This is a genomic window from Geodermatophilus sp. SYSU D01180, assembly GCF_054050415.1.
In genome coordinates this window covers 48,411-71,848 of the sequence record NZ_JBJGZH010000015.1, presented here as the reverse complement: position 1 = coordinate 71,848, position 23,438 = coordinate 48,411, and the positions used below count along the sequence as shown (strand labels likewise).

At 71.5% G+C, this 23,438-nt stretch carries 19 protein-coding genes; 7 read left to right on the top strand and 12 right to left on the bottom strand.

What is annotated here, in order from left to right:
* Positions 1 to 67: 67 nt before the first annotated feature.
* The 3 genes from ACI8AA_RS14880 to ACI8AA_RS14870 form a co-directional block, all read right to left on the bottom strand.
* Complete coding sequence (locus tag ACI8AA_RS14880; RefSeq protein WP_457045178.1) at positions 68 to 451, bottom strand: hypothetical protein; 384 nt, start codon at positions 449 to 451, stop codon at positions 68 to 70.
* A 47-nt stretch (positions 452 to 498) separates the two neighbouring features.
* On the bottom strand, positions 499 to 1,824 hold the full coding sequence (locus tag ACI8AA_RS14875; protein WP_457045177.1) for a sugar transferase: 1,326 nt from the start codon (positions 1,822 to 1,824) through the stop codon (positions 499 to 501).
* Positions 1,825 to 2,142: 318 nt separating this feature from the next.
* Positions 2,143 to 3,648 carry a sugar transferase gene (locus ACI8AA_RS14870; RefSeq protein WP_457045176.1) on the bottom strand — a complete coding sequence of 502 codons (1,506 nt, stop codon included), beginning with the start codon at positions 3,646 to 3,648 and terminating at the stop codon, positions 2,143 to 2,145.
* 357 nt (positions 3,649 to 4,005) lie between these two features.
* Here ACI8AA_RS14870 and ACI8AA_RS14865 point away from each other — a divergent pair, with 357 nt between their 5' ends.
* A complete protein-coding gene (locus ACI8AA_RS14865) occupies positions 4,006 to 5,055 on the top strand; it encodes a glycosyltransferase (protein ID WP_457045175.1) in 1,050 nt (349 codons plus the stop codon).
* 62 nt (positions 5,056 to 5,117) lie between these two features.
* Entirely contained in the window at positions 5,118 to 6,221 is a 1,104-nt protein-coding gene (locus tag ACI8AA_RS14860) for a glycosyltransferase family 4 protein (RefSeq protein WP_457045174.1), read from the top strand.
* Here the strand turns inward: ACI8AA_RS14860 and ACI8AA_RS14855 are convergent.
* Positions 6,208 to 7,299: a glycosyltransferase gene (locus tag ACI8AA_RS14855; RefSeq protein ID WP_457045173.1), complete on the bottom strand. Its 1,092-nt coding sequence runs from the start codon at positions 7,297 to 7,299 to the stop codon at positions 6,208 to 6,210. The two genes, ACI8AA_RS14860 and ACI8AA_RS14855, sit on opposite strands and share 14 nt — an antisense overlap.
* A 174-nt stretch (positions 7,300 to 7,473) precedes the next feature.
* Here ACI8AA_RS14855 and ACI8AA_RS14850 point away from each other — a divergent pair, with 174 nt between their 5' ends.
* From ACI8AA_RS14850 to ACI8AA_RS14840, 3 genes are all read left to right on the top strand, one after another.
* Entirely contained in the window at positions 7,474 to 8,325 is an 852-nt protein-coding gene (locus ACI8AA_RS14850) for a glycosyltransferase family 2 protein (protein WP_457045172.1), read from the top strand.
* Between the two features lie 266 nt (positions 8,326 to 8,591).
* On the top strand, positions 8,592 to 9,434 hold the full coding sequence (locus tag ACI8AA_RS14845; protein WP_457045171.1) for a polysaccharide deacetylase family protein: 843 nt from the start codon (positions 8,592 to 8,594) through the stop codon (positions 9,432 to 9,434).
* Positions 9,431 to 10,381, top strand: a complete 951-nt coding sequence (locus ACI8AA_RS14840) for a glycosyltransferase family 2 protein (protein ID WP_457045170.1) — start codon at positions 9,431 to 9,433, stop codon at positions 10,379 to 10,381. Before ACI8AA_RS14845 ends, ACI8AA_RS14840 begins: the two co-directional genes overlap by 4 nt.
* A 22-nt stretch (positions 10,382 to 10,403) precedes the next feature.
* On the opposite strand, the gene ACI8AA_RS14835 is transcribed toward ACI8AA_RS14840, so the two are convergent.
* Genes ACI8AA_RS14835 through ACI8AA_RS14825 form a run of 3 tightly spaced genes read right to left on the bottom strand, consistent with a single transcriptional unit; the run spans position 10,404 to position 13,777 of the window.
* Positions 10,404 to 11,105, bottom strand: a complete 702-nt coding sequence (locus ACI8AA_RS14835) for a methyltransferase domain-containing protein (RefSeq protein ID WP_457045169.1) — start codon at positions 11,103 to 11,105, stop codon at positions 10,404 to 10,406.
* 60 nt (positions 11,106 to 11,165) lie between these two features.
* Positions 11,166 to 12,503, bottom strand: coding sequence for a glycosyltransferase family 2 protein (locus ACI8AA_RS14830; protein ID WP_457045168.1), 1,338 nt, complete (start codon positions 12,501 to 12,503; stop codon positions 11,166 to 11,168).
* Between the two features lie 41 nt (positions 12,504 to 12,544).
* Positions 12,545 to 13,777 (bottom strand): glycosyltransferase, encoded by a 1,233-nt coding sequence (locus ACI8AA_RS14825; RefSeq protein WP_457045167.1) that lies wholly within the window; start codon positions 13,775 to 13,777, stop codon positions 12,545 to 12,547.
* 17 nt (positions 13,778 to 13,794) lie between these two features.
* On the opposite strand from ACI8AA_RS14825, the gene ACI8AA_RS14820 reads away from it, so the two are divergent.
* The gene (locus ACI8AA_RS14820) at positions 13,795 to 15,966 is read left to right on the top strand and encodes a glycosyltransferase (RefSeq protein WP_457045166.1); all 2,172 of its coding nucleotides are present in this window, start codon (positions 13,795 to 13,797) and stop codon (positions 15,964 to 15,966) included.
* A 204-nt stretch (positions 15,967 to 16,170) separates the two neighbouring features.
* On the opposite strand, the gene ACI8AA_RS14815 is transcribed toward ACI8AA_RS14820, so the two are convergent.
* From ACI8AA_RS14815 to ACI8AA_RS14805, 3 genes are read right to left on the bottom strand one after another with little or no spacing between them, the layout of a single operon-like run.
* Positions 16,171 to 17,547, bottom strand: coding sequence for a lipopolysaccharide biosynthesis protein (locus ACI8AA_RS14815; protein ID WP_457045221.1), 1,377 nt, complete (start codon positions 17,545 to 17,547; stop codon positions 16,171 to 16,173).
* A 58-nt stretch (positions 17,548 to 17,605) separates the two neighbouring features.
* The gene (locus tag ACI8AA_RS14810; RefSeq protein ID WP_457045165.1) at positions 17,606 to 18,661 is read right to left on the bottom strand and encodes a glycosyltransferase family 4 protein; all 1,056 of its coding nucleotides are present in this window, start codon (positions 18,659 to 18,661) and stop codon (positions 17,606 to 17,608) included.
* A 37-nt stretch (positions 18,662 to 18,698) separates the two neighbouring features.
* Positions 18,699 to 20,030: an FAD-dependent oxidoreductase gene (locus ACI8AA_RS14805; RefSeq protein WP_457045164.1), complete on the bottom strand. Its 1,332-nt coding sequence runs from the start codon at positions 20,028 to 20,030 to the stop codon at positions 18,699 to 18,701.
* Between the two features lie 200 nt (positions 20,031 to 20,230).
* Here ACI8AA_RS14805 and ACI8AA_RS14800 point away from each other — a divergent pair, with 200 nt between their 5' ends.
* Positions 20,231 to 20,878, top strand: a complete 648-nt coding sequence (locus tag ACI8AA_RS14800) for a hypothetical protein (protein WP_457045163.1) — start codon at positions 20,231 to 20,233, stop codon at positions 20,876 to 20,878.
* Between the two features lie 178 nt (positions 20,879 to 21,056).
* Here ACI8AA_RS14800 and ACI8AA_RS14795 read toward each other — a convergent pair whose 3' ends face one another.
* Positions 21,057 to 22,016: a glycosyltransferase family 2 protein gene (locus ACI8AA_RS14795; protein WP_457045162.1), complete on the bottom strand. Its 960-nt coding sequence runs from the start codon at positions 22,014 to 22,016 to the stop codon at positions 21,057 to 21,059.
* 37 nt (positions 22,017 to 22,053) lie between these two features.
* The gene (locus ACI8AA_RS14790) at positions 22,054 to 23,424 is read right to left on the bottom strand and encodes a hypothetical protein (protein ID WP_457045161.1); all 1,371 of its coding nucleotides are present in this window, start codon (positions 23,422 to 23,424) and stop codon (positions 22,054 to 22,056) included.
* Positions 23,425 to 23,438: the final 14 nt, after the last annotated feature.

Sequence of the window (23,438 nt, the reverse complement as noted above, 5' to 3'; positions counted from 1 at the left end):
CGCATGTGACACGAGGGGCCTGCGGTCCCGTTCGAGAGCGCTCGCATCACACGTCCGGACCCGTTCGTCACGCCTGCCACGGACACCTCGCGCGTTCATGATCTCGGCGCTGCCCACGGCCCAGGATCGAGCCGTGGCTTTCCTCCTCGGGTCGACCTGGCTGGCGCTCAACGTGTTCGTCGCCGAGCACGGGCACGTCTTCCTGGCGGCCGCGCTGTGCGGCGTGACGCCGGCTCGCACCCTGCTGCGTCGAACCGCCGCCTGAGGTCGGGGGCGCCTCTCGCCGCCGGTAGGCCAGCAACCCGACCAGGGACAGCATCCCGGCCGCCCAGCCGGTGACGACGAAGACGTCGCCGCGGTGCAGTCCGTGCTCGGCCGTGACCCGGACCAGCACCGGCCCCTCGTTGTAGTAGCGGCCGGTCACCAGCAGCGCGGCGAACGCCGTGAGCATCCCCGCGGTCACCAGCGCGAACAGCCAGCGGAAGAGGGCCTCGGCGATCAGCCGCCCTGGCGCCGCAGCACCTGCCCCACGGTCTTCAGGACGATCTTCATGTCGAGCCACGGCGACCAGTTCTCGATGTAGTAGTTGTCGAACCGGGCGCGGTCCTCGATCGAAGTGTCCCCGCGCAGGCCGTGCGCCTGCGCCCACCCGGTCAGCCCCGCCGGCACCCGGTGACGGGCGGTGTACCGCGGGATGTGCGCGGAGAACTGGTTCACGAAGTGCGGCCGCTCGGGGCGCGGGCCGACCAGGCTCATGTCCCCGCGGACGATGTTCCACAGCTGCGGCAGCTCGTCCAGCGACGTCGCACGGAGGAACCTGCCGACGGGCCCCAGCCGGTCGTCGTGCTTGATGTTCCAGTTCGTCTGCGACTCGGTCTCGTCCACCGGCTTGAGCGAGCGGAACTTCAGGACCTGGAACGGACGGCCGTCCAGCCCGACCCGCTCCTGCCGGAAGATGATCCCCGGCCCACCCTCGACCCGGACGGCGACCGCGCAGGCGGCCAGCACCGGGGTGAGCAGCAGCAGCGTCAGCAGGGAGACGACGACGTCCACCACCCGCTTCACCCGCCACCAGGGGCTGCGGTAGACGGCGCGGCGGCGCCGAACGAGCGGGATGCCCCAGATCTCGTCGGTGTAGCGGTTGACGTCGTGCAGCTCGAACAACCGGGGGACGACGAAGACGTCGACGTCGAGCCGGTCGCAGGTGCGCAGGATGTCGACGAGCTCGTCCTCGTTCACCCCGCCGTAGGCGACGATGACGTCGCGCACCCCGAGCTCCTGGACCGCCTGTCCGAGCCGGTGGTAGCGGCCCAGCAGCGGGACCGGGAGCAGGGGTGCCGACCCGTCCGGCCACTCGGTGTCGAGGAAGCCGATCGGGTCGAGGCCGTAGTCCCGCCGCTCGAGCAGGGTGGCGGCGACGCGGACGCCGACCGGGCCGGCACCCACGATCAGTGTCCGGTGGCGGACCACGCCGCGGCAGCGGGCGGTGTGGACGACCCGGTAGGCGAGCGCCCGGGCCACGAGGACCCCCGCGAGCAGCGCCGCGACGTGCACCACTTGGCGCCCCGGCGTGTCGACGCGAGGGAGTACCTCCGCCATGGCGACCTTGAGCGCCCACGCGACCCCGACCGCCGCCAGGACGTAGGGGAGGTCGTCGAGCAGCGACAGGGTGAGCCGGGAGCGGTAGAGGCCGGCGCGCCAGAAGACGAGCAGGAGGAAGACCAGCGCGAGCCCCTGCGCCACCAGGGAGCCCGGCCGCGTGAGGACGGTGGCCACCGCGAACGCGACGACGTCGGCGAGGACGAGATAGGGCGCGACTCCCATCCGCAGCCACCAGGTCCCCCGACCGGCGGTCACGGTCGTCCGGGCACGGGCGACCTTCGTGGCTCTCCCCACCCGGACGGCCCCCGCGCGGCCGCGTCCCGGCAGTCGCGTCCTCGTCCCGGACGCAGCGTCGCCCCCCGTGGTGTCGACCATGACCCTCCCCGTTACCGCGCCCACTGCCTGGCGCGGTCAGCGGAGCGTGTCATCCCCCGCGACCATTCGCCATTCCGGACCCATTCCGGTGATTCGCCCCGAATGGTGATCTCGGAACACCTCACCCGACGGACCGGAATGGTCACGCGCTGTCGTCGGCAGTGCTCAGTACGCGCCGGAACCACGGAGGACGGCGCCCACCGTCTTCCACAGGATCATGAGGTCGAACGCCAGCGACCAGTTCTCCACGTACCGGACGTCGAGCCGGACGGCGTCATCCCAGGAGAGATCGGAGCGGCCGCTGACCTGCCACAGGCCGGTGATGCCGGGCTTCACGAGCAGCCGGCGCCGCATGTCGAAGCCGTACTGCTCGACCTCGCGGGTCACGTGCGGGCGCGGGCCGACCAGGCTCATGCTCCCGCCGAGGACGTTGAGCAGCTGGGGCAACTCGTCGAGCGAGTAGCGCCGCATGACGGAACCCACCCGGGTGACGCGCGGGTCGCGGCGCATCTTGAACTGGACCGCGTTGCCCTCATTCTGCTCGTGCAGGCCCAGCTCCACCTTGTCCGCGTCGACGACCATGCTGCGGAACTTGAGGACCTGGAACGGCTGGCCGTCGCGGCCGATCCTCTCGTGCTTGAAGAAGACCGGGCCCCGGCTGGTGGCCTTGACCAGGACCGCGAGGGTGAGCAGGAGCGGCAGCAGCAGGAGGACGCCGACGCCGGCCGCCGTGCGGTCGACGACGTCCTTGGCGATGCGGCGGACGCCGGTGAACTCCGGGCGCTCGACGTGCATGAGCGGGAGGCCGGCGACCGGGCGCACGTGCACGCGCGGACCGGCGACCTCGGTGACCGCGGGAGCGAGCAGGAGCTCGGCCTCGGTGTCCTCGAGGTCCCAGCCGAGCTTGCGCAGCTGCGCGCCGTCGAGCTCGGGCGAGGGCAGCACGGCCACGGTGTCCACTTCGTAGCGGCGGACGACGTCGGCGACCTCGTCGAGGCTGCCGAGCACCGGCAGGCCGTCGAAGACGTCGCGATCGCCGGCCGACAGCGGCAGGCAGCAGCCGATGACGCGGTAGCCGTGTCGCGCCTCGCGCTCCATCTGGGCGTTCAGCGCGGCGACGCCGTTGCGATGGCCGACCAGGACAGTCGTCTGTACGTGCCGGCCCTGCGCCCGCCGGGCGTGCAGCCGGAGGCGGAGGGCCACGCGGACGGCGAGGGTCATCAGGGTCGCCAGCGGCAGCGCGACGACGACGAAGCTGCGCGCGACCTCGAGCTTGAACGCCCAGGAGACGGTGCCGACCGTGGCCAGCAGGAGCGCGGCGGCGGAGAAGACCCGTCGGAACTCCTCAGGGCCGACCCAGAGGAACCGCTGCTCGTAGGTGCGGGCCACGAGCATGGCGCCGACCCACACCAGCGGCAGGGCGACGACGAGCGAGGTGCTGGCCCCCGGCCCCATGAGCGGGCCGTCCTCGGGAACCAGTGACCCGACGACGCCGGCCAGCAGGGCGGCGACGGCGTCGAGGAGGACGAGGCGACGGACGTAGGACTGGCGCCACGCGCGCCGCGCGGCGGTCCCCTCGCCACGCAGCCGGGGAGCCAGCCACAGCCACCGGCGACCAACCGGCTGCAGATCGTGACGAAGCGGTCCGTCACTGACGCCGAGCAGAGTCAAGGCACCAACCCCCGTGTCGCACCGGCGCAGCAGCGCTCGGCGCGCTGGATCCCCGTGGATGCCAGGAACGTCGTCGTTCAACCGGCAGGGAAACCGTAACCGCGTCGTTCTCCAAGCGGAAGCCGTCAGCATCAATTGTGTGACACGCAACTGGTTGAACACATGACCACTGTGATGGCCGCGCATGGCCGGCCGGTCCGCGGGACGGTGCGAGGGAGACGTCACCCGGTGGGGTCGGTGGGCGCCGAGCCGGAACGGCCTCGTCGACTAACCTCCACCTACGGCCGCGGGGCACGACACCCGGTGCAGCCGCCGACCGCGACCGGCGTCGCGCCGAGCAGCGGGAGGTGGTCCGACATGGGCGGGGGCTTCGAACGCATCAGCGTCGTGATCGCCAACCACGACTACGGCCGGTTCGTCGGCCAGGCGATCGAGAGCGCGCTGGCCCTCGACTGGGACGACGTCGAGGTGATCGTCGTCGACGACGGTTCCACCGACGACTCCCGCGAGGTGATCGCCCGCTACGAGGACCGGGTCACCGCGATCTACCAGGAGAACGCGACGCAGCGCGTGGCCCGCAACCGCGGCTACGAGCACGTCACCGGCGACGTCGTCATCCACCTCGACTCCGACGACGTGCTCTTCCCCGGCATCGGCCGGGCACTGGCCCGGGTCTGGCGTCCCGGCATCAGCAAGGTGCAGTTCTCGATGCTGCGCATCGACGAGGACGGCGCCTCCCTCGGCACGGTGTTCCCCCGCTTCCCCGCCGAGCCCTCCCCGGGCGAGATCCGCCGGTGGGCCGAGCAGACCACCGCGTACCCCACACCGCCCGGATCTGGAAACGCCTACGCGCGCGCCTATCTCGACCGGCTGTTCCCCCTGGACGACAGCTGCGGCCCGGCCACGGACTCGGCACTGCTCGCCGCCGCCCCGTTCCTGGGCGACGTCGTCACCGTCGCCGAGCCGCTCGTGGGGTACCGGGTCCACGGCGAGAACACCAGCGACCTGCTGCGGGACCCCGGGAAGTTCCCCCGTGCGGTCGAGCGGGCCCGCCAGCGGTACGAGTACTCGTGCCGGGTCCGCGGCGTGCCCGCCGACCCCGCGTGCGCCCCGCTGCGCCGCAGCCGCCAGCTGCTCGAGCTGCGGGTCGCCTCAGCGCGGCTCCGCCCGCAGGACCGCCCGCTGCCCGGGGAGACGCGACGCCGCCTCCTCTGGGACGCCGTGCGCTCCCCCGTCCACCCGGGCCCCGAACCGCCCCTCCAGCGCGTGCAGGTGCTGCTCTGGTGCCTCGCCACGCTCGTCACCCCCGTCGGGATGGCGCACGGCCTCGTCCGCATGCGCTACCGCCGTGACCAGGGGCGCGCACGGGCCATCGCGCAGCGCCTCACCGGCCGCGCTCAGGCGTAGACCGGCAGTAGGCAGGTCGCCGCCGCGGTGTGTGAGGCTGGGGCCGTGAGTGAGCGCGGCCGATGACCGGCCCCACCCGGTGGCTGCTGATGGCCGGCCACGTCCCGCCGACCCTGCGCGGCGGCGGGATCGTCCGCTACACGGTCGAGCTGGCGCACGCCCTCGCCCGCCACGATGACGTCGAGCTCCACCTGCTCGGTTCATCCGCCGCGGCCGGACCGCTGGCCGAGCTCGCGGGTGGGCGCGACCGCGTCCTCACCCACCCGGCGGTGCCCGACCCCCTGTTGCCGGTGTGGGAGCGCTACGCGCTGGGCCGGCGGCTGGGGTCCCGCTTCGACGTCGTCCAGGGCGCCAAGCACCTGCTCCCCCGCGGCACGCGGGCGCGGACGGCGCTCACCGTCCACGACCTGCTGCTGTTCGACCGTCCCGACGACTTCCCGCTGCCCAAGCGGACGCTGCTCGGCCGCCCCTACGCGGCGTCGTTGCGACAGGCCGACACGCTGGTCTGCGTCAGCGCAGCCACCCGGGACCGGCTGCTGCGGTGGGATCCCCGGCTCGCGCCCCGTGCGGCGGTCGCTCCGCTGACGACCAGCCCCCAACTGCTGGCCAGCACGCCGGCCCCCGTCGAGGCGCTGGCGGGGCGGCCGTTCGCGCTGGTCGTCGGTGACGCCTCCAAGCGCAAGAACGTCGCCGTCGTCGTCTCGGCCTGGGCCGAGGTGGTGCGCAAGCGCCCCGACGCCGTGCTCGCGCTGGTCGGCCCGCCGGCCTGGGGCACCGAGGCCTACGGGCCCGACCACGCGCGGCTGGTGGCGGAGGGCTCGGTCGTCCAGCTGACCGGCGTGGACGACGGCACCCTGCGCTGGTGCTACCAGCACTGTGCGGTGGTGCTGGCCCCGAGCCTGGCCGAGGGTTTCGGCCTGCCCGCCGTCGAGGCGCTGGACCTGGGTGCGCCGCTGGTGACCTCGCTCGACCCCGCCCTGGTCGAGGTGAGCGGGGACGTCGCCGAGCACCTGCCCGCCGAGGACGTGCACGGGTGGGCCGGGGCGGCGCTGCGCCACCTGGACCGCCCGCGGCCGCAGGCGCCGGCGCGCCTGCGGCGCACCTGGGACGACGTGGCGGAAGAGACCGTGGCCGCAGTGCTGGGCGGCCGGGTCAGCGGGAGCTGAGGACCTTCTCCACGACGTCGGCCATGGCCCGGCGGAAGTGCGCCCGGGAGAACGACTCGGCGTGCCGGCGGATGCCGACGGGGTCGTAGGCGGCGCCGTCGAAGGACGCCAGGGCACGCGCCCAGACGTCGACTTCGTCCTCGACGGAGGCGACCGGCACCAGCTCGCCGGTGCGCCCCGGGACGACGGAGTCCCGCGCTCCCCCGGCGTCGATGGCCAGCACGGGCGCGCCGCAGGCCTGCGCCTCGACCGGGACGATCCCGAAGTCCTCGACGCCGGGCATCAGCAGGGCGCGGCAGCGGCGGAACAGGTCGCGCAGCCCGTCGTCGTCGACGCGGCCGACGAAGGTCGTGTCCGGGCCGGCCAGTGCCTCGACCTCGGCCCGCGCACGGCCGTCGCCGGCGACGACCAGCCGGACACCGGCCTCACGAGCCGCACGGACGGCGAGGTCGGGCCGCTTGTACGGGACCAGCCGCCCGGCGAGGAGGAAGAAGTCCTCGCGCGGGACGTCCGGGTCGGGGCGGTAGTACTCGGTGTCCACCGGCGGGTGCACGACGACCGAGTCGCGGCCCCACCAGTCGCGGATCCGGTCGGAGACCGCACGCGAGTTGGCGACCAGCGTGTGCACGCGGGCGGCCGCGCGCAGGTCGACCGGGCGGTAGGCGGCGGAGAAGGCGGCCAGGCCTGCGGCGCCCACCCGGCCACCGGCCTCGTTGGCCCGCATGGCCGGGTCCCACACCCACCGGGCGGGGCTGTGCACGTAGGCGACCACCGGCGCCGTCGTAGCCCGGACGACCTGGGTGGCGAAGGCGTGGTGGGAGGCGATGACGACGTCGGACGGCGGGACCGGGAGCCGGCCCATCGCGACGGGGAGCGCAGGCAGCAGGTGGGCGTAGGTGGTGCCGCGGAGCAGCCGGCTGAGGCGGGTGCTGCGGACCCGCGGCGCGATGTCCGCCGGCAGGACCCCGGGACGGGCGATCGGGGCGAGGATCGGCGCGGCCGGCCACTCGTGGGCCAGCTGCTCGACGACCATCTCCGAGCCGGCGTACTCGGTGAACCGCTCGTGCACGAGGGTCACGCGCGGGCGGCTGTCTCCTGGGGTGTCCGGCACCCGCACATGATGACGGTCGACGGCGGGGGTCGCTCACCTGCGGTTACCCTTCCGGGGCCCCAGTCAGGGGTTCCCTCGCCTGACCGACACGACGGAGGACGAGTGCCCGGGCCGACAAGCTCTGATCGCCGGGTCGCCGTGGTGCTGGCATCCGCCGGGCGCCCGGAGCTCCTGGGCGAGGTCGTCGCCGACCTGCAGCGCCAGACCGTGGAGGACTTCACCCTGGTCGTGTCCGTGCCCGACCAGGCCAGCCTCCCGCCGCAGCCGCTGCCCGCCGGCACCCTCGTCGTGCACGACCGGGGGCTCGCCGCCCAGCGCAACGCCGGCCTGGCGGCCGTCCCCGACGCCACGCACGTCTTCTGCTTCGACGACGACGCCGTGGTGCGCGAGGACTTCCTCGAGCAGGGCGTCGCCTTCTTCGACACCCACCCCGAGGTCGTCGCCCTGACCGGGCGGGTGCTGCTGGACGGCGCCACGGGGGACGCCATCACCCGTGAGGCCGCCGACGCGGCGCTGGAGGCGTCCCGGGACGAGCCGCTGACCGGCGAGTGGGAGCGGAGGCGGGAGCTCTACGGCTGCAACTTCGGCTTCCGGCCCGACGCCGTCGCTGGCGAGCAGTTCGACCCCCGGCTGCCGCTCTACTCCTGGCTCGAGGACCACGACTTCGCCCGGCGCTGCATGCGCCACGGCACCGTGGCCCGCGTGCACGACTGCGTGATCGTGCACCGCGGCGTGAAGTCCGGCGGCCGGACGTCGCACGGGCGGCTCGGCTACTCCCAGGTGATGAACCCCGCGTACCTGCACCACAAGGGCAGCTTCCCGCTGTGGCTGACCGTCTACGAGACGCTTCCCCGGGTCGGGAAGAACGCCGTCCGTGCCGTCCGCGGCCCCGAGACGGACTGGCGACGGGAACGGCTGCGGGGCAACCTGCTCGCCGTCCGCGACGTCCTCCGCCGCCGCTTCACCCCGGAGCGGATCCTGGACCTGGACTGATCGGCCAGCCCTGGCTCGGCCCGGTCGGACGTCCCTCGCTCCGGCGACACCGGGCGCCGCTCCCGACCGACCACCTAGGCTGCGGCACCGTGGCGCCCCTGCGTTGGCTCACCGACCCACCCTCCGCGGCGCGGGTGGCGTCCGGGGTCCGGCGGAGGTGGCAGCGACGACCGGCTTGGCCGCGCCGTTGGCGTCCTCGCGGACAGCACATCGTCCTCCTCTACCACCGCATCGCTGACGTCGATGCGGAGGACGACCCCGGCGGCATGGTGGTCCCCCCCGAGCTCTTCCGGGAGCACATGACGGCCGTGCGTGAGTGGTTCGACCTCGTGCCGGCACGGGAGATCGTGGCTGCTCACAGTCGCCCGACCGCTGCCGTGACGCTGGACGACGGCTACCTCGACAACCTCGAGCAGGCCGCTCCCGTGCTGCGCGACCTGGGCGTCCCGGCCACCTTCTTCATCGTCGCGGGTGCCCTTGCCCCGGAGGCACCCGAGTACTGGTGGGACCGGCTCGAGCACCTGCTCCTGGAGCCGGGACCAGGGGTCGATCGGGTGCAGGTGACAGCAGGACGGCATGAACTGGAACTGGACCTCACGACACCGGCGACGTCCCGCCGAGCGTACGAGGAGCTCTCCGCCGTCCTGCAGCGGCAGGGGCACGCAGTCGCGGCGCAGGTGCTGACGTCGTTGGAGGCGGCACGGCCTCGGCCGCCGTCGTGCGTACGGCACCGCCGGCTCACGGCGAAACAGGTACGGGCACTGGCGGCGGAGGAGCTGTTCGACGTGGGGTCACACACGTGCACCCACTCGGCGCTCGCGGCATTGTCCCGGACAGCCGGTCGGGAGGAGTTGGCAGGCAGCCGGCACCGACTCGCCGACCTGCTCGGCACTGCCCCCGACCTCCTCGCCTATCCCTACGGCTCGGTGGGGGCGGTGATCCGCCGGAACGCACGAGAGGCGCGATCGGCCGGGTACCGGGCGGCCTTCGTCAACGTGGCGGGCCCCGTCGAGGGAGCCTCACCCTTCGCCGTCCCGCGGATCACGGTCGGCCGCTGGAGCGTGGACGAGTTGCACGCCGCGGTCACTGCCTTCAGGGCGCCTGCGTGATCGGCGAGTGGCCATACCTAGCCCCTCCGGGAGAGTCGCTCTCCCCGCCACAGCGGGTCTCGGTCGGCGTCCTCGTCACCGCCCACAACGTCGCAGCACACCTCCCGGCGGCGCTGGAGTCGGTCTTCGCGCAGACACGTCCGGCGGACCAGGTCGTCGTCTGCGACGACGCCTCGTCGGACGACGTCGAGCGCGCGCTCCGCCCCTTCGGCGACCGGGTCCGCCTGGTCCGCCACTCCGTCCAGCGTGGGGAGGGGGCGGCGAAGAACACCGCCGTCGCGGCTCTGGACACCGATCTCGTCGTCGTCCTCGACGGCGACGACGAGATGGACCCCCGACGACTGGAGGCGCTGGCCTGGCTGGCCGCGCGCCGTCCCGACCTCTCTCTGCTCACGACTACGTGGGAGGACTTCGGGCCGGGGATGGAGCCGACCGAGTGGTCCCTGGCCGACCACTTCCCCACGGCCGACCAGCGCGCGGAGATCCTCCGCTGGAACTTCCTGCCCGCCCCGGCCATGCGGCGTACGGCCCTGCTGGAGGCCGGCGGCTTCGACGAGACACTGCGCTACGGGCCCGACTGGGAGTGCTACGTACGGATGTTCCTCCGTGGCGCATCAGCCGGACTGGTGCCCCTTCCCCTCTACCGCTACCGGCGGTGGGCCGGGCAACAGACCGCCGACCGGGAGCGGGTGCTCGTCGGCCGGGTCCGGGTGGCGGAGCTGATCGCCGCCAACGGGTCCCTCCGACCCGCCGACCGGAGCATCGCGGACCGGTCGCTGTGGCAGCTGCGTTACGAGTACTGGACTTGGCGGCTCGACCAGGGCGTGGCCACCCGGCGGGAGAGCCTGGCCCTGCTGCGCTGCCGCCGCTCGTCCCGCCGCCGGACCGCCCTGCTCACGCTGGCCACGCTGGCCCCCCGGGTCGCCCGGCGCTGGCGAGCGCGCTGAGCGGGGCGGTGGACGCGCCAGGTCACGCCGCTCGCCGCTGCACCACAGCGGTGACGACGAGGGGGAAGTCGGGGTCGTCGACGTCGCGGATCGCCGGGGGGAGGTCGTCGATCGCCGCCCCGAGGAGGAAGGCGCGACACACGACCTGGTTGCCGTGGCTCGCCACCACACCCGTCCCTCCCGCCTGATCCAGCAGGTCCTGCAGACCGCGGGCAGTCCAGCGCCAGCGGTCCCAGTCGCCGGCGAGCCGGCTCATCGCGGGGACGGTCACCAGTGCGGCGGCCCCTGGGCGCAGTGCTCGTAGCACGTTCCGCAGCCCGGCCACCGGGTCCGGCACGAGCTGCAGCGTCTGCGTCACGATCGCGGCGTCGAAGGTCCCCTCCGGCAGAGTGGCCGGATCACACACGTCACCGACGATGGTGGCCTCGGGGTTGGTGGGGTCGATGTCCAGGACGTCGACCTGTGCCGCACCGAGACCGGTGGCGTAGAGGTCCTCCTTGACCTCCAGCGTCCGGCCGCGCACGAGGTCACGGTGCTCGCGCAGGAAGCGCTCGATGTAGTGCCGGTCGACGGCCGTCCCCCGGTCGAAGCCCCACTCCGAGAGAGGGTCGAGCCGCCGCACGCCGGCCCACCGCAGCCGGAACTTGGCTCTCCGCGCGAGCGGCGAGCGCTTCTCGACCGCGCGGAGGACACGGACCGGGAGCCTGGTCAGGGGGGAGTCCACGACCTGAGGCTAAGCACCACCCGGGAGCGCGCTGGTGGCGAGTGCCCGCTCGGGGTCGCGTCAGGAAGCCGGGACGAACGCCCGGAGGACCGGCGCATACGGTGCGCCCGGTGCGTCGTGGCTCACCGCATCCCATCCGAAGACGGCGCGCAGGTCCTCGGGGAGGGACTGGTCCTCGCGCCGGGGGACTACGAGCAGGACGCCGGCGGGGCGGAGGGCTCGCCGCAGGTGGCGCAGCCCGCGGTCCCCCGCCTCGACGGGTCCCGTGTCCTGCACCAGCACCACGCAGTCGTAGGCGTCGCTGTCCAGGTCCGCCAGCATGTGCGCAGGTCCCGCCGCGGCCTGCCGCCCGGGCAGCGGGAGCGCCCGCACCGACGTCGCCGCGGTCCAACCGTCGACCGGCGTCCCGTCCCCGAGCACCAGGACGTCTCCGCGGAGATCGGCGCCGTGCCGGTGGAGCGCCCACGCGACCTCCTCCAACCCGACCTCTCGCTCAGGGGCCCGGAGGCGGTGCAGCGCGCCGCGGAGGCGGCCGACCGCCCGGCGGACCACCGCCGGCACCACCGCTCGCAGCAGGTGACCGGGGCGCGACTGCTGGGACGGGCGCAGCGTCTCGGTCGTGCGCACCGTTGCCCGGTCGATCAGCTCGACGAGTTCCGCGTCGCCCTCCTCCTCGCCGAGCTGGTCCCGCACCCAGGCGAGGAAGCGCAGGTAGACCCTCGCCTCCTCCTCGCTGCCGAGGCGAGCGCTGATCGACCGGTCGTGCATGCGGTACCAGGCGCTCGTGGCGCCGCTCATGACCACCGTCCCCCGCAGTTGGAGCCACGCGTTCACCACCTGGTCCTCGAAGAGCCCGGCGAAGGCCTCGACGTGCGGGACGACGCCCAGGAGGACGTCCCGCCGCGCGAGCAGCGAGCACGTCGACGTCGCGACCGCTCCGTTGCGCAGGACGGCGGCGAGCAACCGCCGTCCGCCGACCACCACGCCGGGCGCGAAGGCCAGGTCCGACAGGACGTCGGGAGCAGCGGGGTCCCGCCAGCTGTGCCAGACCCACGCGCGGCCACACACGAGGTCCGCCTCCGGGTGCGCCTCGAGGAGGCCGATCTGGTCGGCGACGTGATACGGCTCCCAGACGTCGTCCGCGTCGAGGAAGGCCACCAGCTCTCCCTGGGCCTGGCCGATCGCGAGCGCGCGGCTCGGGCCGGTGCCCCGGTTCCGGCGGCCCTCGTGGCTCAGGACGCGGACCCGCGGGTCGGTCTCGGCGAGGCGCCGCGCGATCCGGTCACTGCCGTCGCTGCCGCCGTCGTCGACGAGGAGCAGCTCCAGGTTCGTCCAGCTCTGCCGGAGCACGCTCCCGGCGGCCTGCCGGATGTAGGGGGCGGCGTCCAGGAACGGCATGACGACCGAGACGAGGGGCCCGTCCTCGCCCGGGCGGTCGCTCAGCAGGACGAGCCCCCTCGCGCGACGGCGGCCTCGACGATCTCGCGGACCGTCGGCGTGATGGCCGCCCACCGGTACTGGCGCCGCCAGAGGTCCTCTGCCTCCGCGCGGAGCGCGGTCCGGCGCTCGGCGTCCTCGAGCAGGCCGAGACACGCCGCGGCCAGGGACGGCGGATCGTCCGCCAGGAGGACGTGGCGCCCGGCCTCGACGTCGAGGCCCTCGCAGCCGACCGTCGTGCTGACCACCGGGACGCCGTGGGCGAAGGCCTCGAGGACCTTGATGCGCGTCCCACCCCCGAACCGCAGGGGCACCACGACGACACTCGCCGCGGCGAGCTCCGCCGTCACGTCGGGCACCTCACCGGTCAGCTCCACACTGGCGACCCCTCGCAGCGCGTCCACGACGTCTGCCCCGTGGTCGCCCACGACGCGGAACCGCACATCCGGCCGGTGCGCACGGATGAGGGGCAGCACCTCCCGGGCGAAGAAGGCGACACCGTCCCTGTTGGGCTCGTACGTGAGCAGCCCGACGAAGAGGAGCACCGCACCGGGAGCGGCCGGGCACGCCGACGTCCCGGCCGCCGACCTGGACAGCTCGTACCCGTTGGGGAGGACCGCCACCCGGGACCGTCCGAGCCGGCTGCGGTCCAGACTGCTGCAGACCACGGTCACGGCCGCTCGGGCAGTGACCCGCTTCTCCACCCTCCGCCACAACCACTCGTCGAGCAGGTCGGCAGCGGCACTGGCCACGTGGCGGGCGACGCTCCGGCCCGACGAGAGCCGGTCCCGCCCCGTCCGCCGATGGCGGGCCATCGACGACTCGAGGTTGTCGAGGTCCACGACGTGTGGTGCGGGGAGCACGTCGCCCAGGGCGAGGTACGTCGGGCTGTGGGCGAACCACACCAGGTCGTAGCCGGTCGACGCCCACCGCTGTGCCACCTCTCGGGCGCACCGCCAGTCCTGACCGACGAGACGCCGTGGCCGCCCGGACGCCAGCCAGTGGGCCGCGCGCGACGTCGACGACCGGGCCGTGTAGGGGGCGATCACCACCTCCGACCTGCCGAGCCGGACCTCTGCCGGTGGGCCGTCCGGGGCGGGCAGCGGCCGGTCGCGCACGACGAGGAGGTCGACGGCGCCGAGCTCGGACAGCGTGCGCAGTGTCCAGTGCAGGCGCTGTCGATAGCCTGAACGCGCAGGCCACGGGTGGTCGTCGGCCGCCACCAGGAACTTCACGAGGGGACCGGTGATCGGTGAGCGAGCCGCACCGCATACGACTCCTGGTCTTCTGCGGCGCGGTCGGATGGGGTGGCGCCGAGATCGTGCTCGGACACCTCCTCGCCGGGCTCCCCGACCACTATGACGTGCAACTCCTGGGCGTCGACGACGCGGTCCTCGAGCAACTGGCGGCACGACGTCCTGGGACGCCGCACATGCTCCTCCCGCAGATACGGGGCTGGCGGGACCTCCCTGCCGTGTGGGCACACCGGCGGGCCATGGCGGCGGCCGGCGCCGATCTCGTGCACGTCAACCTCCCCGTGCCGTACGCGGACCCGTACACGGTCCTCGCGGCCACGACACTCTGGCACACGCCGGTCGTGGCCGTGGAGCACCTGCCGATGCCGAGCCCCGGCCCGCGGATCGACCGGATCGTGCGGTTCACGGCGCGGCGGCTGGATGCCGTCGTCGGGGTCAGCGAGGGGTCGGCGCGCCGGCTGGAACGCTTCGTCGGCCTGCCGCGGGGTGCGGCGCGCGTCGTGCGCAACGGGGTCCCCGAGCCGGGGACCGGTCGCCCCGTGGCAGCACCGCCGGGCCGTCTGGTGGTCGGGGCCGTCGGCCGGCTCGATCCGCAGAAGGGCTTCGACGTGCTCGTCCGGGCCGTCGCCGGCCTGCCGGACCTGCACCTGGCGCTGGTCGGGGACGGTCCCGAGCGGGCAGCGTTGGAGACGCTGGTAACCGAACTCGGCCTGCAGGAGCGGGTCACCATGACCGGCTGGTCGAACGAAGTTCCTGCCCTGCTGCCCTCCTTCGACGTGCTCGCCGTCCCGAGCCGGTGGGAGGGACTCCCCCTGGTCGTCCTCGAGGCGATGCTCGCCGGCATACCGGTGGTCGCGACTCCGGTGGGCGGGGTTCCCGACGCCGTGCGCCACGAGCAGACGGGGCTCCTCGTCCCGGTCGACGACGCCGCGGAGCTCACCGCCGCCCTGGACCGGCTGATCACCGACCCGAGCCTGCGGCGGCGACTCGCCGCCGCGGCGGCCGACGATGCCCGGCGTCACTTCACCGTCGAGGCGATGGTCCGCTCGTACGTGGCGCTCCACGCCGAGCTGCTGGGCCGGCGCGCTGACGGACGGCGACTAGAGACGACCGACGAGGTGGTCGACACCGTCCTGCCGGGCGGACCGTGGCCCGTCCTGGCGCCTGCTCCTGCCACGCCCGTGCGTCGATTGGCGGACCCGCCCACGTTCTCGGTGGTCATCGCGGCTCACCAGGCGGAGCACACCGTCGCCGAGGCCGTCGAGTCGGCGTTGGACCAGACGCATCCACCGCTCGAGGTCGTCGTCTGCGACGACGGGTCCACCGACCGCACGGCAGAGGTGTTGGCCGGATTCGGCGACGCCATCCGGGTCGTGCGCCGGCCCAACGGCGGCGAGTCGGCTGCAAAGAACACGGCTGTCGCCGCAGCCAGCGGCGACTACGTGGTCGTCCTGGACGCCGACGACGTCTTCCACCCGCGCCGGCTGGAGGCCCTGGCGTGGTTCGCGCAGGAACGGCCGGACCTCGACATCCTCACCACGGACGCCGTCGTGGAGGCGGACGGCGTCCCTGTCCGCCGCGCTTACCACGCGGAGTGGCCGTTCCCGATCGAGGGCCAGAGAGCAGCGATCCTGGACGGCAACTTCGTCCTCGGCATGTGCGCGATTCCTCGTGGGCGGTGGCTCGAGGCCGGCGGTTTCGACGAGTCCCTCGCGGTCACCGCGGACTGGGAGTTCTGGCAGCGGTTGGTCCTCAGCGGCTCTCGAGTGGGACTGGTGGACGCCCCCCTCGCCCGCTACCGCCTGGCGCAGGGCTCCCTCAGCTCGAACCCCGTCGGGATGACCGAGGCGCGGCTGCGCGTCCTCGACCGCGCCGCCGGGCGGACTGACCTCGACCCGCCGGAGCGAGGGGTGGTCTGGCGTGCCCGGGCCCGCGAGCTCTGCGAGTTCCGATGGCGACGGCTCATCTACCTGCTCGCTGAAGGCCGACACGGGGTGCGTGAAGCAGCCCTTGCAGTGTTGGTCGACGCAGGGCAGCGACCGCGGAGCCGCGTGGTGGCTCTCTTGGCCTTCGTCTCGCCGGGTGTGGCAAGTCGACGACGCCGGCGCCGCGTCGGGGACACCGTCGAGATCGGAGCAGGCGTCCGCGTACGGCGCGGCGAGGCGTGACGTCGCGAACCCTTCGCCGCCGGAGGCCCGGACGCCTGTCTGCCCTGGGCGCCTGGCTTGGCAGGGCAGCGATACCGCGTCACTACCGGCTGGACGGGTGCTTGTCAAAGCACTGAGCGGACTGTCTTCGTGGACGCCGCGCCGGGCTACCGCATGGCCGAGCTGCGCACGTTTTGCGCGGCACGGTCGAATCATCCGCCGGAGCTAGTCCCGTCCCGCGGTCTTCCCCCCTGTCAGCCGTCCACGAAGTGGGGCAAGGAGGGTCTCGAGGACACGAAGCGACTCACGCCACACGAGCGCGACGTCGCCCGGCCCTGGGACCACGAAGCGGTGAGCTGGGACCCCGAGCACGCGCGAGGCTGCGACCACGAGGAAGAGGGACTGCAGCGCACTTGCCACGATCCCCGTCAGGCATGCGCCGAGGATCCCGAACCTGGGGACCAGAACAACGAAGACGGCGATGTTGATCAACAAGGTCAGACCGAAGCCCAGACTGCGGAGCCCCGGCCGACCGAAGGAGGCCAGTCCCGCGCCGGCCAACGGACCGGGGATGTAGCAGACCACGGAGATGAGCAGGAGCTGGGTCGGCAGGACCGCGTCCGCGAAGCTCTCGCCGAAGAGTGGGACCATCCAGAGGGGCGCGCTGAGGCCCAGAACTACGCACCCCACCAAGCCGAGCAGCGTCGTCACCCGACAGGCGGTCGCCACTTGGACCGCGTTGCTGGTCTTGCTGTTGACCCCGTGCAGGGCACCGGCGACAGCTCGCGAGAAGATGATCGGCACGTCCATGACGGTCGCGGCCACGCTGTACAGCCCCAGATCGCGCACGCTGGCTAAGGGCGTCATGAGTATCTGGTGGATCGTGGCAGCGAGCATGCTTGCCACCGAGCCGAACCACGTCCGTCCCCCGTAGGAGACGAGAGGGACCAGGACCCGCTCGGCGTCTCCATAGACCGGTTCGGCAGCCATGCCCGGCGGCTTCCGCAGCAGGGGCCAGTAGCAGAGTCCGGCGACAGCAGGCGCCAGGAACGTCACCATGACACCGATCAGCGGTGTCAGATCGCCGGTGAGCCACAGGCCCACGAACACCAGCACCCTCAGGCTAGTGGTGACGATGCTCTCCAGGGCAACGGCTCCCCACATCTGATGGCCCATGGCTGCCCCGCGCAGTGCACCCACGATGAGCATGGGAATGGACAGCGCCATCGCCAGGAGCATCAGACGGCCGAGCGCCGCGTCGCCATCGGACAGGAACGGCAGCAGCGCCCAGGCGAGGAAGAAGCACAGGACGCCCATCGCCACAGACAAGAGCGCCGACCACGCCAACGCCCGTCGTACGGTCCACGGCCGCTTCGCGGCCAGGTACGTCAGGGCATCCGGCAGCCCCAGCGTGGCCACCGACCCGGCGAGCACGGCGGGGACGATGGCGGCGGCCATCTCTCCCCGGCCGGTGGCTCCCAGAGCACGCGCGAGGACGGGCTGGGTGAGCAGGCCTGCGAGCGGGACCAAGGCGCTGGACGCGCTCGTGAACAGGACTGCTCGCCGAAGGCTAGCGCCGGGAGCGCCGGGAGCACCGGTCACGTCAGCCACTCGGGGAGCCTAAGCGCAGGTCAGTCACTCCCTCGTCCGGGGCAGACGATCATCGCAGCACTGATCGGTAGACCTTGTCGTAGTCCTCGGCCATCCGGCGCACCGAGAAGAAGCCCGCGTTGTCCCGTGCGCGCGCACGCCACCGGGCCAATTCGTCGCTGTCGGTCATGAGCCGCCGCAACGCGGCTGCCATGGCTTCCGGCGCCGACGCTGGGACGAGCTGACCCGCTCGCCCGTGGTCCAGCACCTCGGGGACACCACCGACGGCGGTCGCCACGACGGCGCAGCCGGCTGCTCGGGCCTCCGCGATGCTCAGACCGAAGGGTTCGTCCAGGGATGACGAGACGAAGACATCCGCCTGCTCGAGCAACCGCCAGGGCGTGAGGCTGGGTCCGGTGAAATGGACGAAATCCGACATCCCCAGGTCCCGGGTCAGCGCCTCCAATCTGCCCTGATCCGGCCCGGACCCGATGACGTGCATGTGCCAAGCCGGAGCGGAGGACTGCGCTTCGCTGAAGGCGGTGATCGCGTCACCGACCGCCTTGCGCGCATGCAGGCCGCAGAGACTGACGACGCTCGGCCTCGCCAGGGGCCCGATGGTCGCGTCGTCGCGCAGCGCCTCCCTCGGTGACGCGACGGCGCCGTTGAGGACGCACCTGACCTTGCGCGCGGGGAATCCGCGATCGATCAGTCGCTGCCGCTCGGCCTGACTGACCGCAACGACGACCGCGCCCAGGCGCATGAGCCAGGAGTGCCCGTCGAAGGAGTTGTGCATGGTCGTCACCAGAGGGCTGGCCACGAGCTTGGAGACCGGATAGGCGAGGACCGCCGAGGACATCATATGGGCGTGCACCACCTGGGGGCGCGCCCGACGAGCGACGTGCAGGAGCGCTCGCTCGCTCCGCAGTGCGCTCATCGGCGACCTTGCTTCAGGAACGGTTGCTATGGCGACGCCATGGTCCCGGAGGAGCTCGTCGTAGGAACCGTGCGCATGGGCGAAGGTCACCTCGTGGCCGGCGTCCGCCTGAGCACAGGCGAGGTCGACTGCCACGTGGACGTGCCCGTTGCTGCGCTGTGAGTGCTTCAGGACGTGCATGATCCTCATGGCGGGCAAGCTCCTCCCGTCCGTCTCGTCGCGGGACTCACGGACCCGCGGGGCGCAGCGCCCGCTCCGCCTCGACAGTCGAGGCTCGCGCGGTCGGCTGGTACTGGAACGCGCCTTGACGACCGAGGGACTCGAGCCCGAAGTCGCGTAATGCTCGGACCGAGTCCCGGGCGCGCTGTCCACTGCCCTGTGTGTAGATCGGGTACGCGTTATCCAACACGTGGTGCCCTTCCAGGCGCAGGTCACCCACGAGGAGACCATTCGCGGCGCAATGCGCCCTGAAGTCCTCCACCGCAACTTCAACGGAGTTGTTCACACGCTCACCGATGACTTCGACGGTGAAGAACTCGCGCCCACCCGAGGATCCGTAGAAATCGGAGTACACGGTGATGCGCTTCCAGGCACCCTCGCGCGAGAAGTTGTACAAGATCGGCGTCTGAAAACCCTTGCTGCCCGAGAAACTGCAGAAGAGGCTCAGGAGGGTGACAGTCGGCAGCGGGGCGCCAGGGGCCTCCAGGCCGCAGAGCCTGAGCGCTCGGTCTAGGGGGATGGTCGAGACAACTCTCGGGGCGGTCACCGATCCGCGCTCCGTGGTCACGATGAACCTGTCACCGTCCTTGCGGATCTCCCGCATAGCAGTGTCGAGGTGGAACACGACCCCCCGCTCGCTCAGGCTCCGCACGGCTGGTCCGTACAGGAAGCCGTAACCCTCCCGTGGACGAGCCAGCTGCCTGTTGTGACTGGGTGGCTCGGGGTTGCCGGTCATCGATCGCAGCAACCGTCGGACGAGGTTGCGGGCGCTCGACTGGTCCTCCAGCCACCCGAGACGGCTTCTCGCGAACTCGAGGTCGATCTGTTCCGGCGGCAGACCACAGAGCCGCTGCATGTAGTAGCCCAGGCCCGACCGCTCAACGAAGTAGGCGCCGAGCAGATGCTCCGCGAAGTCCCGCACATTCCTCTGACGTCGCTTGGCGACCCTGCCGGCGATGGCGGAACCGACCATGCGGAGGAGCTCGAGAACACCTGCCCCGAGCACGTCGTCCCGGATGGAGAAGGGATAGTGCGTAACGAGGCCCTGCGGGTTCAGCCTCGACCAACTGGGCTCGATCGGGACGTACCTGGGCAGGATCTCGGGGAAGTGGACGAGCAACGGTGAATCGTCCTGGAAGATGAGGCTGCCGATGTCGAAGGTGTAGTCGCCGATGGTCCGGTCGATGTGATTTCCGCCTACATGGGCGTACTCGTCCAGCACGATGACGCGCCGAGTGCCCTGTGCGAGCAACACGGAGGCGGACACCAGGCCGCTGATCCCAGCTCCGAGCACGACGGCGTCAGCTGACAGCGGATCCTCGTCCCGAGCGTCCGACACCCCTTCTCCTCCCCGTCCCCTGGTCACTGCTCGCCGCTGCCACGGCGGTGCGCCATCGTGTCATCCGAAGCTGGCGGCGGCCATGGGACTGCTGGTGCAGTCGTGGCGTCCATGCTGTCGCGTGGCCGACCAGAGAAAATGTCACGCAACGCGCTATCGGCCGATACGCGGCGAAGTGAAAGCGACGTTATCGTCCCCACATGGCTTGGAGCGCGGCCCGAACGGGCATCCTCCGGTCGATCGCCGTCGAAGCGGTGCACCACCCACAACTGCTGACCGAGGTTGCGCCCTGGCTGAGAGACCGCAATCGTTCGACCGTCGACGTGCGACGGCCGTGGTGGCCGTACCGCGCGGCGCAAGCCGTCGCTGATCTGCTGCCCGAGGGCGCCGAGGTCTTCGAGTTCGGTGGGGGTGGTTCGAGCCTCTGGCTGCACGACCATGGCGCCCGGTTGACCGTGGTCGAGCACGATCGCGAGTGGTACCAGACACTCAGCAGCCTGCTGCCCGCGGACGTGACGCTCCTGCTCCGTGAGCCCACGCGGAGCGGCCACATGACCTCGGAGGCAGCTCCGGGCTCCTACTTCGATGACTACGTACAGACCATCGCCGATACCGCGGAGGGCTCGCTCGACCTCGTCATCATCGATGGTCGCGCGCGCGTGGCCTGCGCACGTGCGAGCACGACGAAGGTGAAGCGAGGAGGGGCGCTGCTCCTGGACGACTCGGACCGGCCGCGGTACGCCGGACTCTCCGTCGACCTTTCGGAGTGGCACCGGACAGACATCCGAGGTCTGAAGCCAGGCGGCGGCGGCGTGCATCAAACGACGCTGTGGCGAAGGCCCACCTAATCTTCGCGAACGCGCGACAGCCCGTACCAGTCCGCTGCACCGCGCTGGTGGGTCCAGCCGCCATTCGACCTCCCTACCCCTCCTCACCCCGGTTCTCCTGATGTCCCCGGCACTTCGCGGGTACCGGTTGGCTGACGGTCTCCCCAGTCGACGCCCTGGCGTGCATCTCCTCGCCGGATCAGAAGGTGGAACCGATCCGTGCGATCAACCCATGTCCCGTCAGGTCGGCCGGCTGATGGTACTGGCGGGTTTCGTCCCCCACCATGATGACGTCTCTGACATTGTCGTAAGCGCGGTACTCCGTCGTGTGCTGCGCCCGGTGACTTTCGTCCACCATGAGCGCTGATGCCGAGGGCGTGAACTTGAAGTGCAACAGCGCCAGTTCCGCGGGCTTGAGCCCTCCGTTGAGATTCCTAGGCCAGATGAGATGGGCAGCGCGCAGGAATGCGTAGCGCCGACGCCACAGGACGAGCGGCGTCTTGTTGAGCGCCGGCCCTTCCCAACGCCTGGGAAAGAACAGGCGCCCGCGCACGCCACCCTTGACCCACGTGGTGGCCGAGGGCCAGTGATGATGACGTTCGTAGCCAGTCGCGTCGAAGAGATTGCACACCTCGAGCGGGTCCTGCCCCTCCCGCACGATGTTCTCCGTCGCCTTTCTGTCGCTGTACATGTCGATCATGATCGCCTGCAGGGACCGGCGCCCAGACTTCTCGAGCCATGCACACACCGACAGCAGGTCGGGCAGTTCTGAATCGAACACCAAGAACTCGTCGGCATCGACATGGACGACCCACTTGCCGCTGCAGTGACGAGACAGCACGGTGTTCAGCCAGTCGAGTCCATAGCGCGCAGAACTGAATGACCCTTCAGCCCTGTAGATCGATACGTCATCGACATCGCTCAGCAAGCTGAGCAGAGTGTCCGTGGACTCGTTGTCGATGAAAATGAAGTGTTCGACCCCGAGTCGTCGATAGTGCCGAAGGAGCGCCGGGAGACGATGTGCCTCATTCTTCACCATCACCGCGGCAACCAAATGCGCCGACTGCAAGCCCGGTCGAACGACAACGGGGCGGATCTGCCGACGCTTCATAATGCGACGCACGTGGGCCTTGACGGGTTCGAGCAGTGCAAAGCTCAATCTCTCCCTGAACAGGACAACCCTCCCACTCATGACCTCACTCCTCCGTCGACCGTGAGGGCGAGGACCCTGTGGTACTCCCGCGCGAGTGGTCAAGGACGGCCTGGGTCGACCCTCCGCCCTGATCCCGGAGGGCAGCGTGAGCGAGGACCCCCAACGATAGCCAGAGAATCCCTGAAGGGTCGGACAAGTCGGGTCCGGACACCACCTTGGCGGTCAATGTTGCCGCCAGCGCCCAGATCACCGGTCGCACCTCGACCAGTTTCCAGGTCCTGCGGACCAGTACGACGACGGCGGCGACGAACAGTGCAGTGCCGACGATCCCGACGGTGCTCAGCAGCGATGCCGCGAATGACGACCCTCGGTTGGAGCCAAGACCCGCTCCGATCCCCCAGGTGTCCATCACGAGCTGATAGGACCTGCTGTCGGCTGAGGACCGGTCGTTGTATGACGAGGTTCCGACCTTGGCCTCGATCTCGGCGCCGACGGTGTTCGCGATGTAGGGCAGCAGCCAGACAGCCGTCAGGGCAGCGCCACACAGGGCCGCGACCACCACCGTGCTCAACGTCCCCCGGCCGAGCACGAACGAGGCGACGTGGACCACGGTTGCCAGTCCAGCCAGCATCACCCCTGCGACTAGGAAGGTCGTGGATGTCGAGATGGAGCCGAGATACAGCGCGGCACCCCCGATGATTAGCACGCCGAGGCTCCGCGGCCCGCGTACGTGTCTCATGCGAGAGGCGCAGTAGGCGATCGTCACAAGGCAGGAGATCGCCAGACCGGCTGGCTCGGAGAAGATCCCTCTGACTCTCGGAGCCCCTCCGGGCAGGGTGTTCTGGAACGTGAACGCCGGGGAGTTGTCGAACAGGCCTTCGGGAAACGGGATTCCCGCGGCCATGTGGGTCCACGCCCAGAACGACAGCATGGTGGTGAGGCACGCTGCTGTCCCGACAATTTCCGGTCCCGTCCAACGAGAACGAGCGAGATATGCGACGACCCCAACGCTCAGGACGAGGTAGACGCTCTGCGCGAGGTTCGACTTCGTGACAACCCCGGCGACAAGCGTGCCGACCCCGCCTGCGGGGTTCAGGACCGGCAGACCGTCGAAGAGCAGGGGCGACACGAGGGTGATGAGCACCGAGATGACCACGAGGAGCACCAGCGGCCGGCTGGCCGGCACCGGTGAGGGCACGGCGCCGGACCGATGGCCCTGCCGGAGGAGGCGCAGCCCGACGCCGATGACGGCGCCCACGGCCACGGCGTAAAAGGTCGGCACGGCGATGGCGCCCACCACCGCTGCCGCGCCGACCGGGGTTGCGGCTCCCAGCGCGAGGGCGCGCCCATACCCACGGGCGTTGAACACCCCGTAGACGACGACCGCGACCGTGACGAGGGTCAGGCTCGTCATGCTGGCCTCCGGAC

Bases quoted from the DNA above. Each gene is read 5' to 3' on its own strand.
- ACI8AA_RS14790 (WP_457045161.1), bottom strand. From the start codon at position 23,424: ATGACGAGCCTGACCCTCGTCACGGTCGCGGTCGTCGTCTACGGGGTG.
- ACI8AA_RS14860 (WP_457045174.1), top strand. From the start codon at position 5,118: ATGACCGGCCCCACCCGGTGGCTGCTGATGGCCGGCCACGTCCCGCCG.
- ACI8AA_RS14880 (WP_457045178.1), bottom strand. From the start codon at position 451: ATGCTCACGGCGTTCGCCGCGCTGCTGGTGACCGGCCGCTACTACAAC.
- ACI8AA_RS14865 (WP_457045175.1), top strand. From the start codon at position 4,006: ATGGGCGGGGGCTTCGAACGCATCAGCGTCGTGATCGCCAACCACGAC.
- ACI8AA_RS14810 (WP_457045165.1), bottom strand. From the start codon at position 18,661: ATGAGGATCATGCACGTCCTGAAGCACTCACAGCGCAGCAACGGGCAC.
- ACI8AA_RS14875 (WP_457045177.1), bottom strand. From the start codon at position 1,824: ATGGGAGTCGCGCCCTATCTCGTCCTCGCCGACGTCGTCGCGTTCGCG.
- ACI8AA_RS14800 (WP_457045163.1), top strand. From the start codon at position 20,231: ATGGCTTGGAGCGCGGCCCGAACGGGCATCCTCCGGTCGATCGCCGTC.
- ACI8AA_RS14845 (WP_457045171.1), top strand. From the start codon at position 8,592: ATGGTGGTCCCCCCCGAGCTCTTCCGGGAGCACATGACGGCCGTGCGT.
- ACI8AA_RS14830 (WP_457045168.1), bottom strand. From the start codon at position 12,503: ATGCCGTTCCTGGACGCCGCCCCCTACATCCGGCAGGCCGCCGGGAGC.